The sequence below is a fragment of the Arthrobacter sp. S2(2024) genome, from assembly GCF_036662515.1.
GTDB lineage: Bacteria > Actinomycetota > Actinomycetes > Actinomycetales > Micrococcaceae > Arthrobacter.
The window spans coordinates 1-16230 of record NZ_JAYKZI010000006.1 but is presented as its reverse complement, the minus strand read 5'-3'; the positions used below and the strand labels follow the sequence as shown (position 1 = coordinate 16230).

At 62.6% G+C, this 16230-nt stretch carries 18 protein-coding genes and 1 pseudogene; 13 read left to right on the top strand and 6 right to left on the bottom strand.

The window, feature by feature from the left end:
* The first annotated feature begins 221 nt into the window (after positions 1 to 221).
* The 4 genes from mscL to VLA65_RS13575 all read left to right on the top strand — a co-directional run bounded on the left by mscL (position 222) and on the right by VLA65_RS13575 (position 2951).
* Positions 222 to 653 (top strand): large conductance mechanosensitive channel protein MscL, encoded by a 432-nt coding sequence (gene mscL, locus VLA65_RS13590; RefSeq protein ID WP_059388782.1) that lies wholly within the window; start codon positions 222 to 224, stop codon positions 651 to 653.
* A gap of 121 nt (positions 654 to 774) precedes the next feature.
* Positions 775 to 1638: an amino acid-binding protein gene (locus tag VLA65_RS13585; RefSeq protein ID WP_332602816.1), complete on the top strand. Its 864-nt coding sequence runs from the start codon at positions 775 to 777 to the stop codon at positions 1636 to 1638.
* A 30-nt stretch (positions 1639 to 1668) separates the two neighbouring features.
* On the top strand, positions 1669 to 1923 hold the full coding sequence (locus tag VLA65_RS13580; protein ID WP_332602815.1) for a hypothetical protein: 255 nt from the start codon (positions 1669 to 1671) through the stop codon (positions 1921 to 1923).
* Between the two features lie 80 nt (positions 1924 to 2003).
* Positions 2004 to 2951 (top strand): proline dehydrogenase family protein, encoded by a 948-nt coding sequence (locus tag VLA65_RS13575; protein WP_332602814.1) that lies wholly within the window; start codon positions 2004 to 2006, stop codon positions 2949 to 2951.
* 306 nt (positions 2952 to 3257) lie between these two features.
* Here the strand turns inward: VLA65_RS13575 and VLA65_RS13570 are convergent, their stop codons facing one another.
* From VLA65_RS13570 to VLA65_RS13560, 3 genes are read right to left on the bottom strand one after another with little or no spacing between them, the layout of a single operon-like run.
* On the bottom strand, positions 3258 to 4262 hold the full coding sequence (locus VLA65_RS13570) for a cysteine desulfurase family protein (protein ID WP_332602917.1): 1005 nt from the start codon (positions 4260 to 4262) through the stop codon (positions 3258 to 3260).
* A complete protein-coding gene (locus VLA65_RS13565) occupies positions 4226 to 4468 on the bottom strand; it encodes a hypothetical protein (protein ID WP_332602813.1) in 243 nt (80 codons plus the stop codon). The genes VLA65_RS13570 and VLA65_RS13565 overlap by 37 nt, the downstream gene beginning before the upstream one ends.
* Positions 4465 to 5232, bottom strand: coding sequence for an EamA family transporter (locus VLA65_RS13560; RefSeq protein WP_332602812.1), 768 nt, complete (start codon positions 5230 to 5232; stop codon positions 4465 to 4467). Before VLA65_RS13560 ends, VLA65_RS13565 begins: the two co-directional genes overlap by 4 nt.
* A 1175-nt stretch (positions 5233 to 6407) precedes the next feature.
* Between VLA65_RS13560 and VLA65_RS13555 the strand changes: the two genes are divergently transcribed.
* From VLA65_RS13555 to VLA65_RS13535, 5 genes are all read left to right on the top strand, one after another.
* A complete protein-coding gene (locus VLA65_RS13555) occupies positions 6408 to 7748 on the top strand; it encodes an MFS transporter (RefSeq protein WP_332602811.1) in 1341 nt (446 codons plus the stop codon).
* Positions 7749 to 7849: 101 nt separating this feature from the next.
* Positions 7850 to 8530 carry a GntR family transcriptional regulator gene (locus VLA65_RS13550; protein ID WP_332602810.1) on the top strand — a complete coding sequence of 227 codons (681 nt, stop codon included), beginning with the start codon at positions 7850 to 7852 and terminating at the stop codon, positions 8528 to 8530.
* Positions 8527 to 9336: an aspartate/glutamate racemase family protein gene (locus tag VLA65_RS13545; protein ID WP_332602809.1), complete on the top strand. Its 810-nt coding sequence runs from the start codon at positions 8527 to 8529 to the stop codon at positions 9334 to 9336. The genes VLA65_RS13550 and VLA65_RS13545 overlap by 4 nt, the downstream gene beginning before the upstream one ends.
* 8 nt (positions 9337 to 9344) lie before the next feature.
* Positions 9345 to 10778, top strand: a complete 1434-nt coding sequence (locus VLA65_RS13540; RefSeq protein ID WP_332602808.1) for an amidohydrolase family protein — start codon at positions 9345 to 9347, stop codon at positions 10776 to 10778.
* A 7-nt stretch (positions 10779 to 10785) separates the two neighbouring features.
* Complete coding sequence (locus tag VLA65_RS13535; protein ID WP_332602807.1) at positions 10786 to 11520, top strand: maleate cis-trans isomerase family protein; 735 nt, start codon at positions 10786 to 10788, stop codon at positions 11518 to 11520.
* 19 nt (positions 11521 to 11539) lie between these two features.
* Here the strand turns inward: VLA65_RS13535 and VLA65_RS13530 are convergent, their stop codons facing one another.
* Positions 11540 to 11743: a cold-shock protein gene (locus VLA65_RS13530; RefSeq protein ID WP_035743560.1), complete on the bottom strand. Its 204-nt coding sequence runs from the start codon at positions 11741 to 11743 to the stop codon at positions 11540 to 11542.
* A 268-nt stretch (positions 11744 to 12011) separates the two neighbouring features.
* On the opposite strand from VLA65_RS13530, the pseudogene VLA65_RS13525 reads away from it, so the two are divergent.
* Positions 12012 to 12338: pseudogene (locus VLA65_RS13525) on the top strand (SDR family oxidoreductase); the annotation flags it as partial.
* A gap of 4 nt (positions 12339 to 12342) precedes the next feature.
* On the opposite strand, the gene VLA65_RS13520 reads toward VLA65_RS13525, so the two are convergent.
* Entirely contained in the window at positions 12343 to 13395 is a 1053-nt protein-coding gene (locus VLA65_RS13520) for an iron ABC transporter substrate-binding protein (protein WP_284988896.1), read from the bottom strand.
* A 325-nt stretch (positions 13396 to 13720) separates the two neighbouring features.
* Between VLA65_RS13520 and VLA65_RS13515 the strand changes: the two genes are divergently transcribed.
* From VLA65_RS13515 to VLA65_RS13505, 3 genes are all read left to right on the top strand, one after another.
* Positions 13721 to 14374 (top strand): hypothetical protein, encoded by a 654-nt coding sequence (locus VLA65_RS13515; RefSeq protein ID WP_113990654.1) that lies wholly within the window; start codon positions 13721 to 13723, stop codon positions 14372 to 14374.
* A 57-nt stretch (positions 14375 to 14431) separates the two neighbouring features.
* On the top strand, positions 14432 to 14863 hold the full coding sequence (locus tag VLA65_RS13510) for an SRPBCC family protein (RefSeq protein ID WP_332602806.1): 432 nt from the start codon (positions 14432 to 14434) through the stop codon (positions 14861 to 14863).
* Between the two features lie 130 nt (positions 14864 to 14993).
* The gene (locus VLA65_RS13505) at positions 14994 to 15623 is read left to right on the top strand and encodes a hypothetical protein (RefSeq protein WP_332602805.1); all 630 of its coding nucleotides are present in this window, start codon (positions 14994 to 14996) and stop codon (positions 15621 to 15623) included.
* Between the two features lie 27 nt (positions 15624 to 15650).
* Here the strand turns inward: VLA65_RS13505 and VLA65_RS13500 are convergent.
* The coding region (locus VLA65_RS13500) for a hypothetical protein (protein ID WP_442880301.1) at positions 15651 to 16230 on the bottom strand (580 nt) is incomplete at its 5' end.

Here is a 16230-nt window from a genome sequence, read left to right as displayed (position 1 = left end):
GGAACCCTGGCGGCGTGGGCCCACGACGGCGGCACTGGCATCCGCTACGAGCTTACGCCGGGAGGCTCCAGGCAGCCGGACCGCCTTCCGTTGAATGGTAGATCGTGAAGCGAAGTAAGACGGCGGCACGTCTTCGATTGATAGTCTCATGTCGGTTGTTACCAGCCGGGCCGGGGCTATTCCGGCCACATCACCTGTACCCATTCACCGGAGGTCAATCCATGCTCAAAGGTTTCAAGGACTTCGTTCTTCGCGGCAACATCATCGAGTTGTCCATCGCCGTCGTCATCGGCACCGCGTTCACAGCCCTGGTCGCAGCGTTCACCACCAACATCATCAACCCGGTCATCGCCGCCGCCGGCGGAGTCAATGCCCAGGGGCTCGGCTTCGCGATTTGGCCCGACAACGCGAAGACCTTCGTCAACTTCGGCGCCGTCATCACCGCGTTCGTAACTTTCCTGATCACGGCCGCCGTGGTGTACTTCATTTTCGTTGCGCCCATGAACAAGATCAACGAACTGACCAAGCGCCGTGCCTCCATCGAAGAGCCCGAGGACGAGCCACTGCCGGCTGATACCGCCCTGCTTGTTGAAATCCGCGACCTCCTGACCGAGCTCGCCGCTGCCAACAAGAGCAACGAGAACGCCCGCTAGGTTTCGTGAATCACGGCCAGTTCGGCGCGTCCGGTCGGCGCCGAACTGGCCCCATGAATACCGCCCCAGATCGTGACGCAGGCGCAATCCGCCTGAAACAGGGTTCGGGCACGATAGTGCCATGAAGCCGAAGAAGAGGTCTTCCGTTACCGCTGAGCTCTCCTGCGAAGTGTGCGGGCAGATGCCCGAGGCTCCGAAGGCAAGGGTCACCGTGGCCCAAATCGCGGTGATGCTTCCCATCGAACTTCTTGTCCACGCCATTGTGGTTGAAACGCAACTCCCTTACCTGGCCAAGGTGCTCCTCCTGACCGTGACCGCAACGGTCCTGGTGATTTGGGTTGCCGAGCCCTCCGCGGCCAGGATCCTGCGGCGCTGGATCCACGCACCTGCCCTCCGCCACCGCAGGAAGCTCCATTCGGCCCCGGCGCTTTGGCGGGCGAGGACTGTGCTCCGCGACCAGCCAGGCTCCCTCCAACGCATGACCCACTCGCTCGCCCGGACGAACATCAACATCCTCAGCATCCATGTCCACCCCATGGATGGAGCCGTCATGGACGAATTCGTGGTGTCTGCCCCGGGCCACCTCGGCGAGCATGAGCTACTGACAGCGCTCGACGACGGCGGTGGCCGGGATTCGCACGTGTGGCCTACCACTGCACTCGCCATGGCGGACGGCCAGACAAAGGCCCTGAGCCTGGCTGCCCGGATCGCCGACAACCCGGACGAATTACCGCTGGCGGTAGCAGAACTGCTGTCGGCGAAAATCGTCACCCCTGAACCTGAAGGGCCGGCCGCCGAGGCAGGCGCCGCCGTCGGGCCCTCCACGACCGTCCTCAAGATTCCGACCGCATGGCACGGGCCGCTCCTGTTCTCCCGACCGGACGAACCGTTCACGCCGGCGGAATCGGCACGCGCACATCGGCTTGCCGAGCTGGCGGAAATCCTGGCGCACACCCGGAGCGCCGACGCCAAAGACCGGGACTAGGCCGGCCGACAACTGGAAGGTGGTGGCGGGATGAGCGCCATGGACATGAGGGAGATGGATTCCGGAGGAGTGTCCGTTCCCGGCCAGCCCAGCGCCGAGGCGGTGGCCACGAGCCGGGAGCCCCAGCACTGGGGCCGGGCGATGGCCGTTGCCATCAGCAAACTCGCCGACCAGCTGGCAAGCGAGGACGCGCATGAAGCCCTGATGGGCCGGGAACTGCGGCTCCGCGTCACCGCGGATCCGGACGGCGCACGCATCTCCGTGTGGTGTTTCCCGGAGGAGTAGCGAGGGCGGAGGGCCGATCCGGATTTCACATCATGAACCCGACGCCGGCGTCCACAAACTCCGCCGGTACAGTTTGTCGGGTGACTACCAAGATTGATCTCGAGCGTGCTGCCGATACCCTCCGCGCGTGGGCTTTGGATGAAGACCTGAAGCAACGCGTCATGTCCACGCCAGCCTTGGCAACAATGGCTTCGCGCGTGGCAAGGCGATACTCAGCCGGGGACACCACCGCCGATGCCATCGAGGTAGCCGCAGCGGCGGTGGCGCGCGGGCATGCCGCCAGCATCGAGTATGCCGGCGAGAGCGTGCGCAACGCCGAGCTCGCACGCTCGGAAGCCGGGGTCTTCCTTGAGCTGGGCGCTGCCCTCGGGAAGTCCGGCCTGCCGGGCACCATCTCTTTCGACCTCTCCCATCTCGGCGCACTCGTGGACCGCGATCTGGCCCTCAACCATGTACGCCAGCTCGCCGCGATAACTGAACCGTACGGAACGGGACTGATGATCTCGGCCGAAGGCTCCGACCGGACCGATTTGGTCCTCGACCTGTACGACGAGCTCGCAGCAGAGATCCCCCGCGTCGGCATCACGCTCCAAGCCCGCCTGCACCGCACCCCCGGAGACCTCGAGCGGGTCCTTCTCCACCCGGGTACCGTTCGCTTGGTCAAAGGCGCGTTCCTCGAGCCCGAGTCCGTCGCCTACCCTCGCAACAGCGCCGAACTGACGGCTGCCTACCTCGACCTCGCGAGCCAGCTCATCCGCTCGGGCCACTCCCTGTCCCTCGCAACCCACGACGACGAGCTCGTCAACACGCTCATCTCCAGGCACGGCGAGGCACTGAAGACAGACGCGATCGAATTCGAGATGCTCCTCGGACTCGGGACCGAACTTCTCGACCGGCTCCACAGGGCCGGGTACAGGACCCGTGAATACGTCATCTTCGGTGGCGAATGGTGGTTGTACGTCCTGAATCGCATCGCGGAACATCCCGAGCGGGCGCTGACGGCTCTCGCCGACCTCAACCCGAGCTAAGCCCTCCCCGATCCCGGCTGCCCTGCGACGCGGAAAATACCCTGCGATACCGGTATTCCAGCGTCGCAGGGTATTTTCCGCGTCGCGTAGCCAGCTGCGCATCGCGAGGTAGGAAGCGCGTCGGCAGGCCATTTGCGTGTCGCCATAGCAACGCCCCAGCGCCGGGTTGCCCGGTATCCCATGCAATACCCGGCAGACCTAGCGTGCGGCCTGCTAATATCCACTGTCAGATCTCTGAGGTAGGTTCCCGGTCCGCGGCCTCGTCTTCCTAGATCTTGACGGTGTCGGCCTTGAGTACGCTCCCGCCTACGAACTTTGGAGCCGCTGAACAGCCTTCGCAATCATGCCTGCTGCCTCGTCGATTTCCTCCGTGGTAGTGAAGCGCCCGAATCCTACGCGAATACTGGACCTGGCCATGGCGCCGTCAAGGCCAATGGCCATGAGAACATGTGAGGGATTCTGGTCGCTGCTGTTGCAGGCGGACCCAGTCGACATGGCTATTTTCGGTAGGGCTGATAGCAGGTCCACCGAATCGATGTCCGGAATCCTGAAATTCAGGCAATTCGGAAGAGCGTCATCGAGCGGCGAGTTGGCGGTGACCGTTTGGATGCGCTTGGACAACTGGTTCCAGAATCTGCTTCTCAGGTCGAGAACTCTTTGCTTTTCGCTGGCGGAGATCTCGTTGGAAATTTTTATTGCTTCCGCGAATCCGACGATGCCGGTGATGTTTTGCGTCCCAGGCCGGCGCCCTCCCTCTTGGCCGCCGCCGAACAACATGTTTTCGAACCCCCCATGCAGGGTCTGGGTTTCCTTGTCGATGTAGAGGGCTCCGATGCCTTTGGGCCCGTAAATTTTGTGCCCTGAGAAGCTGATCAGGTTTGGGCCCAGGGATTTGAAGTCCGGAGCGAGATAGCCGATGGCTTGCGTGGCGTCGCAGTGAAACCGAACCCCTGCCTCACGAGTGATGGCGGCGATGTCCGTGACCGGTTGTATGGTGCCGATCTCGTTATTAGCCAGCATTATCGACACGAGGCTGGTGTTGGGCCTGATCGCGTCGGCAATGTCATTGGGTGAGACGATCCCTTGTGCGTCCATGGGCAGAAAGGTGACTTCACCGCCCCGCTTTTGAAAGGCGAGGCAGGCATCCAGGACGGATTTGTGCTCGATGACAGAGGTAATGATGTGGTTGCTGCTGGACCCAGCTGCAGTTGCGATTGCCCAGTTGTTGGACTCCGTCGCCCCGGAGGTGAAGAAGAGCTCACCCGGGCGGCAATTCAGCACTCTAGAGATGCTGCGGCGGGCCTTTTCGATTCCGTGAGGTTCGCGGTGTTGGCACCGTCCAAGACTGTGCCAAGGCTGAGCCCTGCCATCATCGAACTCCGCGAAAAATCATCGATCCCGGTTGGTGCATCGAAATATCCGCATGAGATCAGGGCTTGCGTGTCGCCGGTAACCTCAACCGACAAATCCAAGCCGTCCAGAAGTCGATCAATATCCATGGCGGGTGCTGTCTTCATTGCACACTGACCTTCTTTTGTGAAGTTGATGATTCAGCAAAAACGGCAACGCCGGCGCAGACCGTGAGAATCGCGATACCTGCCATCTGCCGAAAGTCCAGGCTTTGATGTAGAACCACGGCACCTACGGTGGAAGCCAACGCAGGGTCAAGGGCAGCGACGAGCGCGAATACCAAAGCTCGAAGGCGTTTCATTGCAAATAGCTCCAGCGCAAACGGAGCCAGCAAGGTCAATATGGAAACAATGAGCGCATGGAGCGCCAATTCAGGAGTGAATAGAACAGCGGGCGGAGCGTTCACCATGAAGGCAGCCAGCGCAATGGGGAGGGCAACCCATAGCCCCTTACTAAGAGTGAGCATCGGGTGGTTGGCCTGCGGAATGGAAGTCCCGACATGGATGTATGCGGTCAGTAGCAGTCCCGTTGCCGCAGCAAAGAACAGACCTTCGAGTGCAGTCGTCGCGCCATAGGTCGGAATCATGAAGAGCCCCGCAACCGCCAGCCCCGCAGCAACCCGGGCCGTGGTGTTGCGGGACCGGATGCATCCGATAACGAGAGGCAGTGTGAACTCTATGGAGACGGCCAGGGATAGATCAATGGTGGATATCGCCCGGTAGAAGGTGACCTGCATCAGCCCCAGCACCAACCCGTACTTGAGGATGAATCGGACCGGCGCTCGACTCGATGATTTCATCATGAAAATCACTGGAAGAGTCAGGATCGCGGCAATCCCGATTCGCAAAACCGTCGCACTCGCGGCGCCCATCGAGCTAATCAACCCGACCGCGACGGCGTTACCGATTTGAAGGAGCGAGAGGCTCGCTACGGACGCCAGAATGCCGGCCCTGTGTCGGGATGACTCTGGCCTATTTGCTTGAAAAGTCAATTGCTGACCCGTTCCGAGTCGGCATGGTGCAAACACGCGGAGCCAGCGTCGGCCGTTTCCGCCGAAGGTATACGCGCTATTTTCACGAGAGGATCCCAATTATCCAGAAGTGAGTCGTGCATTTGCGCTTGTATGCGACGCCTGAAAATCCTCACACAAACCTTGTGACAGGGCCAAATAGTTTGTGACAGCAACGTGACACACAAATTCGGATGCGGTTGGCAGTGATTATCCCCACGTGAAACACCACCCCAGCCGATATGGCATCGTCCCCCTTGTCGACCTCCGCCGGCCGGCAGACCCCGAAAGGCGAATCGAGCAAGTGCCCTGAACCGGACGGGGATCCTCCGACCGTCGGGATCATCGTAGGTGCGACGCCTACCTTGAGGAAGGCGCAACGGGTGCGAGTGAACCCCTCCACGCCTCCGGTATCCCATCTGCGCACCCGCGTTTCAATAACAAGCCACCCTCCTCGCCGACCTCAACCCGAGCTGAGCCCTCCCCGACCCTACCCGCCTCGCGACGCCCCAAACGCCTCGTGACACCCTAAACGCGTCGTGACCCGGAAAATCCCTATCGACACCGGCATTCGGGCGTCGCCAGACTTTCTCCTCGTCGCATAACCAGTTGCGTGTCGTGAGGTAGACAGCGTGTCGTGGGGTCGGGAGCGCGTCGGCAGGCAGGAACACGCGAACACGCCGGTATCCCATGCCCCACCCGGGCAAGCCTAGGAATCGTGTCGGTATCCCATTTCCCGCACCGCTCGGGTGGGTGAACCCATATTCCGCCAAATCTCACCTCCGGTCACATTCTGTTTCTTCACTTTGTATACCAAAAGCCTTGACAGTGCCCCCGGTCACATCTACTTTTGATTTTGGGATCCCAAAGCGGGATCCCAAAACGGACCCAGCGAACCGGCAGCGTCCCTCCTCCCAGAAAGAGGACCGGGCCGCGACAGTTGCCGCCAGCGCGAGTCCAGCTGCCGCGGCAACCCGCACCCAGCTCAACAATTCAAGACTTTCCCCGCTCCTCAAACTCCCCCTGAAGGAGAAACTGTGTCTCTCCAAAACACTGAAGCAATAGCCTCGGAAGGCGAAGAAAAAGCCGGCAAGGACGGCGTGCAGCGACGCACGAGTGTCCGTTGGAGGCTCTTCGTCCTGCTGCTGATCCTGGTAGCCGTCAACTACATCGACCGCGGCTCCATCTCCGTGGCACTGCCCATCATCCAAAAGGAATTCAACCTCGCACCGGAGCTCGTCGGGCTCCTGCTTTCGGCATTCTTCTGGACCTATGCCCTCATGCAGATCCCGGTCGGCTTGCTCATCGACAAGTTCGGTCCCCGTAAGGTCGTCACGGCGTCGTGCATCGGCTGGGGTGCCGCAACGGCAGCATCCGGCCTGGCCGGCGGCTTCCTCAGCATGTTCATCGCCCGCTTGGGTATCGGCGTCGCCGAAGCAGGCGTCATGCCGGCCGGCGGCAAGCTCAACGCCATCTGGATGCACAAGAAAGAGCGTGGCCGCGGCGCCACGATCCTTGACGCAGGCGCCCCGCTCGGAGCCGGCCTGGGCGGTATCCTCATCACCTGGCTCATCGCCTCAACAGGCAGCTGGCGCTACTCGTTCATCATCGCCGGTGCCGCCACCGTCCTCATGGGCCTGGCTGTCTGGTGGTACGTCCGGGACAATCCCCGCAACCACAAAGCCGTCAACGACGCCGAGGCCGAATACATCGAGTCCTCCCACGCCGAAGAAGACGCCGAGGCCACGAAAGACGGCGTAAAGGGCAAGCGCGCACTTCTCCCCTACCTGAAGTTCCGCTCTTTCTGGGCCATGTGCTTTGGCTGGCTGGGATTCAACGGCGTGTTCTACGGCCTGCTGACGTGGGGCCCGCTCTACCTCGCCCAGGCCAAGCACTTCAACTTGAACACCATCGGCTGGTCCACGTTCGTGATCTTCGGCGCAGGCTTCGTCGGCGAGATCCTCGGCGGCGCTATCGCCGACAAGTGGCGCGCAGCTGGCGCCTCGGCCAACCTGGTCATGCGTACCCTGCTGGGCATCTCCAGCGTCGTGGTAGTCGGCGGCCTGGTTGGCGTGACGGTCGTCGCAGACCCGATCACCGCCGTCGTGCTCCTCTCAGTGGTCTTGTTCTTCCTCCGCTGGGTGGGCCTGTTCTGGAGCATCCCGTCAATCCTCGGCGGCCGCACCAACGCTGGCGTCCTGGGCGGTGCAATGAACTTCAGCGGCAACATCGCAGGGTTCGTCACCCCGATTGTGGTAGGCCTGATTGTCGGGGCCACGGGCTCCTACACCTGGGCGCTGCTGTACTTTGTAGGATCCGCCGTGATCATGGGCGTCTCCGTCCTGACCCTTAACTACAACAAGCGGCTTCCGGTCTAACTCGCCTGACCGGGCCGGCCGTGCGGTCCTGAACCGCCGCACGGCTGGACGCCTCCGGGTTGCCGGGCGCATTGACCCAAGAGAACACGAATGGAGCAAGAATGCTGATTGCAGAAGCCCCCACCACAGACCGTCCCCTCCGGGAATCCGTGCGGGACGCCATCCGTTCGCGAATCTTCGAGGGTCACTACGCGCCCGGCACCCGGCTGGTGGAGCGGGACCTCGCCGCCGAATTCAACGTCTCGCGACTCCCCATCCGCGAAGCCCTCCGCATGCTGCGGCAGGAAGGCCTCATCCAGGACCGGGCCTCCCGCGGTTCCGAAGTGGCAGGGTTGAGCCCCAAAGACGTCGAAGACCTCTTCGACGTCCGCCAGTCACTCGAAGTCCTCGCCTGCCGTCTGGCAGCGGCCCGCGCCACGGACAAGGACCTCAAGCACCTGGCCGGGCTCCTCGATGAGGCCGATCGCTTCCTTGCGAAAGGCTCAATTCTCGAGGCGCACCGCGCCAATAGCGAATTCCACGATGCCATCACGGCCATCGCCAACAACGATTTTCTCCGCACCGCGCTGGAACCGCTCCAAGGCCGCATGCACTGGCTCTTCCGCCACGTGGACGACCTGCCGGAGCTGATCCAGGAGCACCGCGATCTCTACGCCGCCATCGCCAGCGGCGATGCCGAGCGCGCCGCAACCCAATCGGCGTCGCACATTGGAAAGTACCGCGAGCAGTTCCCCCAGAACGAGCCCGCCACCGAACTCAAGTTGCAAGGCAAACGACCATGAAATTGCTAGTCATCAATCCCAACATCAGCGCGGATGTCACCGCGCTGATCGACGCCGAAGCCCGCCGCTCGGCGGGGACTGACACCGAGCTGATCGTCAGGACCGCCGGACATGGCGTCGAATACATCGAGACCCGCTTCGAATCCCTCATCGCAGCCGGAGCCGTCGCCGAAATCATCGCCGAGCACTGCGGCGGCGATCCGGCTGCGGACCGCATAGACGGCGTCGTCGTGGCCGCATTCGGCGACCCCGGGATGCCTGCGCTCAAGGAACTGACCGACGTGCCGGTCATCGGGATCACGGAGGCCGCCCTCTGCGCCGCGGCCCTGCAGGGCCAACGCTTCTCCATCATCGCCATTTCGGACCGCATCACCGCCTGGTACCGGGACTGCGTGGAGCATTTCGGACTTGGCAGCCGCCTTGCCTCGATCCGTTCCATCAACCAGAGCCTCAACGGCATCGGCACTGTGCAACAGGATTTCAAGGAGACCCTCCTGGCACTGAGCCGTCAAGCGGTCAACGAGGACGGCGCCGACGTCGTCATCCTGGCAGGTGCCCCGCTTGCCGGACTCGCGCGCGAGCTTGAAGGACAAATCCCCGTGCCCGTGGTGGACGGAATCTCCGCCGGGATCCGCATGACCGAAGCGGTTGTGGCCCTGCAATCCGGCTTCCACCGCCAAGGCGCTTTTGCGCCGCCCGTCAAGCACCGCCGGGGACTGTCCGAAAACCTCGACGCCGCCCTGACCGCCATCCAGTCCGCCGCCGGCACCTCCGTTGCCGGCACCGCCGTTCCAGCAGGAAAGTAGGAACCACCGTGACCATTCCCGATCTCGTCATCGCCCACGGCACCGTGGTCAACAGCTTCGGCCGGCAAGCCGCGCACGTCGTGGTCGACGGCGGCCGCATCATCCAGCTCATCGACGCCGCAGAACCGGTCCCCGCGGCCGCGCGTATCATCGACGCTTCGGGCAAGTTGGTCATCCCGGGCGGTGTGGACGGCCATTGCCACGTGGCCCAAGTGACCGGCCGCTTCCGCACCCTGGATGACTACCGCACCACCTCCACCGCAGCCCTGTGGGGCGGCACCACAACCATCATCGACTTTGGTATTCCGCGTGACGCCCAGGAATCCCCGCTGGACGCCGTCCTGAACAAGAAGCGCTTGGCCGCCGAATCCCGCTGCGACGTCGCGCTGCACGGCTCCGTGGTCAGTTGGGACGAGACCGTGCCCTGGCAGCTGGAGCAACTCGCCGCCGAGGGCGTCCGTTCGGTGAAGATGTACACCACCAACCGCGGCTCCACCATGGCCGACGGCGACACCATCCTGAAAGTCATGCGCGAAATGGTGCGCCTGGACGGACTCACGTACATCCATGCCGAACACGATCCCATCATCGCCGACTGCACCGAACAGCACGCTGCGGACGGCCGGATCGGCATCGAGCACCTGCATTCCACACGGCCCGAGCTCGCCGAGGAAATCTCTGTCAAAGAGACCCTCGCCATGGCCGAGTACACCGGTGCGCCGGTCTACTTCGTGCACCAGTCGACCCCCGGCGCGGTGGATCTGGTCACCGAGGCCCGCGGGCGCGGCCAGGTGGCCTACTCCGAGACGTGTCCGCACTACCTGACGCTGGATGACACCGTCTACGGCTCAAAATTCCCCGAATGGTATGCCTGCTGCCCGCCGATGCGCAGCGCTGAAACCGTCGCCGCGCTGAAGGAACGGCTCGCGGACGGAGCGATCCACACCGTCTCCTCGGACCACTCCTGCTACGACCTCTCGCAAAAGCGGGAGCGCACCGACGACGTCCGCTTCATGCCGCACGGGCTGCCCGGCGTCGAAACCCGAATGCCCGTCACATTCACCGCAATGGCGCCCAACAGCACAGTGGAGGACTTCGTCGAGGTCTTCTCGGCCGGTCCCGCGCGGATCAACGCCGTGCCCGGCAAGGGCACCATCGCGGCAGGGTTCGACGCCGATCTGGTCATCTTCGATCCCGCCGAAGAACGCGAGGTCGACGGCGGCGCGCTCCACATGGGTACTGACTTCTCGCCTTTCGAAGGGAAGACGCTGAACGGCTGGCCCGCCGTCGTCGTCTCCGCCGGACGCGTCGTGGTCGACGACGGCGGTTTCCACGATCCCGGACCGGTGGGCCGTTTCGTCGCCCGCAACGGCTTCGCCGCCCACCACGACGCCCTGTCCGTTCGAAAATTGCCGTCCGTTCCCGCCACCGTTTCTGCTTAGGAGAACCATGCCTTCCGAACACCGCCCCACCCGCATCGGCATGATCGTGCCGTCATCCAACACGTGCCTTGAACCGCAGAGCTACCGGATCCTGGGTGACCGCGAGGACGTCACCATCCACTTCACGCGCATTCCGGTCACACGCATTGCACTGGATGATTCCTCGGACAAACAATTCGATTCGGCCGTCATGAGGGAGGCCGCCGCATTGCTCGCGACGGCGGATGTAGACGTCATCGCATGGAACGGAACCTCAGGCTCCTGGCTCGGTTCCGCCCATGACGAAGCGCTGGTCCAGGAAATCACGGAGGCCACCGGGATCCCGGCCACGACCTCTACGTTGGCCTACCTGGAGGCCTTCAAGGCGTTCGGCACGGAAAGGATCAGCATGTTCACGCCCTATACAGGGGACGTGAACCATGCCGTCATTGAGTCATATGGGCGCGAAGGAATCAGGACGGTTGACCACCGCCACCTGGACCTCAGCAACAACGAATCCTTCGCCCGGGTCACGGACGCGGAGATGCTGCCCTGGTCCTTGGAACTTGCCGCCTCGAACCCGGACGCGCTCATTTATTTGTGCACGAACCTTTACGGCGCCAACATCACCGCGGAAGTGGAGGAAACCACCGGAGTACCGGTGCTTGATTCCGTGGCGGTGACGCTATGGCACTGCCTCAAGCTTGCCGGAGCGCCCTTACTGGCACCCAAGTGGGGCCGGCTGCTTGCCGAACTAGCCTGATTCGTCAGTGGTGCCCTCTTTAAAGAGGCTGGATGTTCTCCGCCTGGGGGCCTTTCGGGCCTTGGACGACGTCGAACTGGACCCGCTGATTCTCGTCCAGTGATCGGTACCCGCTTGAGGCGATCGCTGAGTAGTGGGCAAAAACGTCCGCCGAACCGTCGTCGGGGGCAATGAAGCCGAAACCCTTTTCGGCGTTGAACCACTTGACAATACCTGTTGCCACGGCCATGTTCCTTCTCTGAATCTGACTGGCCACCGGCTTCAAACCCGATGCCCCCGGACGCATACGTCCGCTTCCTCAAAGCTACGTGGCGGGGTTCGGGGGCGCAAGGATCTTCGGGGGTCTCGGTGTTCCCTGGGGCCCGAATCTTGAGGATTTCTTGTTCCTCTGCAGGGCGGGATCTTGAAACTGGGACGGCAGAGTGGTTGGCGATTAGCGTCGTCGGCCATGAAGGAGAACACCAGGTGGGGTTGTTCCGGCGCCGGTTCGAAACGGCCGGATTGTCGCCTTGACGAGCGACCACACTGTTCACAACCTGACGTATGGCGCGAGCAAGGGGGCCCTCGACCGGATCGTCACAGCGTCCGCCGTCGAGCTGGCAGGCCGGGGCGTGCGGGCGAACGTGGTGAACCCGGGCCCGATCGACACCGGATGGATGGACGACACGACGCGCAGCCGGGGCATTGGGGCGACCCCGGCCGGCCGGCTCGGCACGGCCGAGGACACCGCGGACCTCGTCAGATTCCTGTTTTCCGGGCAGGGCTCGTGGATGAATGGCCAGATTCTTTATAGCAACGGGGGCTTCAAGGTCGGCTGACCCGTTAGAGAAGCCCGACCTTGGTCATCAACTCGGTAACCTTTTCGCTGTTGAGCTTGGCGGGGTCCACCGAAGGTGCCTGAAGGTCCTTGAGGGGCACAAGCTTGGAGTTCGCCGGTACGTCGGAGCCAACGGTGTATTCAAAGGAGTCACCGTTCTGGAGGACCTGCTGACCCGCTTTGCCCGTGATGAACTTCAGGAACTGCTGGGCTTGGGCCTGCTTCTTGCTGGATGCCAGAACAGCGCCGCCGGAGACGCTGACGAACGCACCCGGGTCCTGGTTCTTGAAGTAGTGGAGATCAACGTTCTTGCTGTTTTCTCCGGTCTGGGCCTGGTCCACGAAGGAGTAGTAGTGGTACAGGACTCCCGCGTCGACCTCGCCTGCGTTCACAGCTGCGAGCACCGGGGTGTCGTCCTTGTAGGACTTGAAGTTGGTTTTAGCCGCCTCCAGCCATTTCTGGGTGGCGTCTTCTCCCTTGAGCGCAAGCATCGCGCTGACAATGGCCTGGAAATCGGCTCCACCCGTGGACGCACCGATGCGTCCCTTCCATGACGGGTCCGCAAGGTCCATCAAGGACTTGGGAAGCTTGTCTGCACTGAGCTTGGTCTTGTTGTAGGCCAACACGGTGGAGCGGGCCGCGATGCCCGTCCAGTCGCCGGTGGAGGGCCGGTACTGCGTAGGGACTTGGCTAAGGGTTGCCTGATCGACGGGGGCGAGCAACCCGGCACTCGCGATGCGGACCATCGCCGGGGAGTTTTCCGTGAGGAAGACGTCCGCCGGAGAGTTCTTGCCTTCCTCACTGAGCTGGTTGCTCATTTCAAGGTCGTCACCATTACGGAGCGTAACCTTGATTCCCGTCTCCTTGGTGAAGGCGTCCACCCATGCGCCGGTGAGGTTTTCATGCTGCGCGTTGTATACGACGATGCCGTCACCGGACGCCCCGGCCGTGGAACCACCGCTCGCAGTACCGCTTGGTGCGCCGCTACACGCAGAAAGTGCCAGCAGCGTGGCCGTGGCGGCGGCAAGGGCCGTAGCGGGTTTGATGCCGAATTTCATGGGGGGCCTTTCAAGGGTTCCGGCTGGGACCGGAATGGCTGGGGGTTGCCCTACCCTTCGGGCACGGCAGCCCGACGAGTCGGGAGGAACGGCAACGAGATAGGCAAGGCAATCCTTACTGTAATAACAACATGCTGCTGTTGCGTAATTCTGGGCACACTGAGGTCGACTGTTACAAACGGGAGCCTTGGCGCTAAATCTGTTCCGGTCCGCGTAAGGAAACCATTAAGGACCGACGACGGCCGCTCGGTTTGGTGGTCTGATGAAGAAAGGACGCACGGCCTATTCGGGCTTTGGGCCAACCTCGGTAGGAGCTGAATCCACCATGAAACGCAGTCCCCTCAACCAAGGAGCGGCACACGCTTCCGAGCTTGCCGGCGCGGCTCCGGAAGACTACGTCGTTGTCGATGAGCTCGGCGATTTCACGTACTACCCGTCCAAGACCGCCATGCTGGAAGACCTTGAGTACGTTGAGGAAGCGGCCAGCATCCTCGACCGGGCGGGGAACAACTTCCACTTGACCTTGGAGGAAGGCCGGAAGCTGACTCTTGGGTCCTCGTTCGGTCGGGTCGAATTCACGTGGCTCCGCCAAACCTGGATCAGCGACCGCCGCCGCGAACCGCAAGCGCATCGTTTGCTCCGCCTCTACCCCACAACGCTCGATGCCCTTCTGGCTGGAATATTTGAAACCTTGAGCCTGGAACTTGCCAGCGGCGCCACCGGTTCGCCCTGGGTATTGGATGTAGCGGGAGAAGAGACCCACTGCGCGACGCTCAGGGAGGTCGATGGCCTCCTCGCGCGGATGGACCACCTTGAACGAATAGCAGTGCGGGACCCCTTCGGACACGACTATCGGCCGATACGTCATGCGACCCACCGCCTTCACGCCCCGGGTGCAGGCGCGATCTACTACGTGGAGATTGAACCCCAGAGTGAAGAGGCCCAGCAGCGCCCCGAAGAATCTGAGCATCTGCCATGAGTTCCTTCAATGGGGGTTACCGCCCGCTAGGCGCGTTCTGCGATAGTTAGGGACACGGTGGACGTCCAGACCGAAATACTGATCCAGCGGCCCCGCGAGATCGTGGCAAGTTATGCTTCCAACCCGGACAACGCGCCGGTCTGGTATGTGAACATACGATCTGCACAGTGGCAGACGCCGAAGCCCCTCGCGGTCGGATCCCGGGTTGCCTTCACCGCACGGTTCCTGGGCCGAAATCTGGACTATGTCTACGAATTCACCGAGCTTGTCCCCGGCGAGAAACTCACTATGCGCACAAGCCAAGGTCCTTTCCCGATGCGCACCACTTACACCTGGTCCGATGAGAATGGCGCCACCCGCATGACCCTCCGCAACACAGGTGAACCCTCCGGGTTCTCCGCGCTTGCGGGCATCCTCATGGCGCCAATGATGCGCACCGCCATGCGCAAGGACCTGGAGAACCTCAAGAAGATCCTCGAAGCCGGCTAGTCCACGAGCCCCAGGCTCTCCCCACAGCGTCGAATCGCCGACACATTTATTCGCCGCAATTGCTGGCGAATTTCCTCTGTCGCGTGCAAGGATGACCCATACGATCGCCGCGGTCCACATTGGGGGAAACATGACCGAAAGCACCAACCTGCCGGAAAACACGCAGCCCGGCAGCAACGAATACGGCGCATCGCAGCGTCCCAAGCCTGAGTTCGGAATGAGCGCTCCGGATGCCCCGGGCCCCCACATTCCCTCTTGGCATCCGGAAGCCAACCAATCTCAGGCACCAGCATGGCCGCCCGCCCGCCCAGTTCGAACTGCCGAAAACGTGGGCCGAGGCGCGCTGTTCGCCCTCCCTGCCCTCCCGATCGGCGTCGTTCTGTGGCTCGTCATCTGGAATTTTGGCTGGATGTCCTCGCTCGTCACCTTCGCCGCTGCCGCGATGGCGGCCCGTTTCTATGTCATGGGAGCCGGCGGGCTGAGCAGAAAAGGCGTGTGGGTGATAGCAACCATCACAGCTGCCACTGCGATTTTGTCTTTCGTCGCTGGAGTCTGGCTGGACGCCGCCAAGTACATCAATAGCCAGCCCTTGTCTTTGATCACCAGCTCCGAGCCGTGGGACCTGATGAACTACAACCTGGCGAACAACCCGAATTTCGTGAAGAGTTACATGGGCGACTTCTTCATGGCGCTGCTCTTCGGCGCCTTGGGTTGCTTCTTCACGCTTCGACGCATGTTCGCAGCCACAAGGAACGGCTGAACGGCCACTAGGAGGTCGATCAACCCCCTACCTGTTGGTGAGGGTGATGTCGTCGAGGTACATCCAGGTGTCGTCGGCGGGGCTGGAGCCGTCGAGGTGGACGTTGTACCAGAGGGTGATGGTTTGGCCTTTGTAGGCGGTGAGGTCGGCGGTGAGCTGGGTCCAGGTGCCGTTGTTGTTGCAGAGTTTGAAGAGGCTGCCCAGGGTGGTGCCGGTGGTGGTGCGGACTTGTGCTTCCATCCAGTCGTACGGGCAGGCGTTGCCGGTGCAGGGGTCTTCCTGGCTGTGGGGCTGGTACCAGAAGGACAGGGTGGTGGTTCCGGTGGCGGGGATGGTGATGGTCTGGGACAGGCTGCTGTCACCCAAAGGTTCGGTTCCTGAGGCCAGGCCCAGGAGCGCGGAGCCGGTGCCGGTGTGGGCGGTGGTGGAGGCCACGGGTGCCCTGACCCCGCCGGTGGTCCAGGCGGTGAGCCCGGATTCGAAGCCGCCATTGGTGATGGCCGAGCTGGTGGTTCCCGTGGGGGTGACCGGTGCGGAGGCTGCCGACGCCGGGGAGGTGCCGATCGCGTTCGTGGCGGTGACGGTGAAGGTGTAGGCCGTGCCGTTA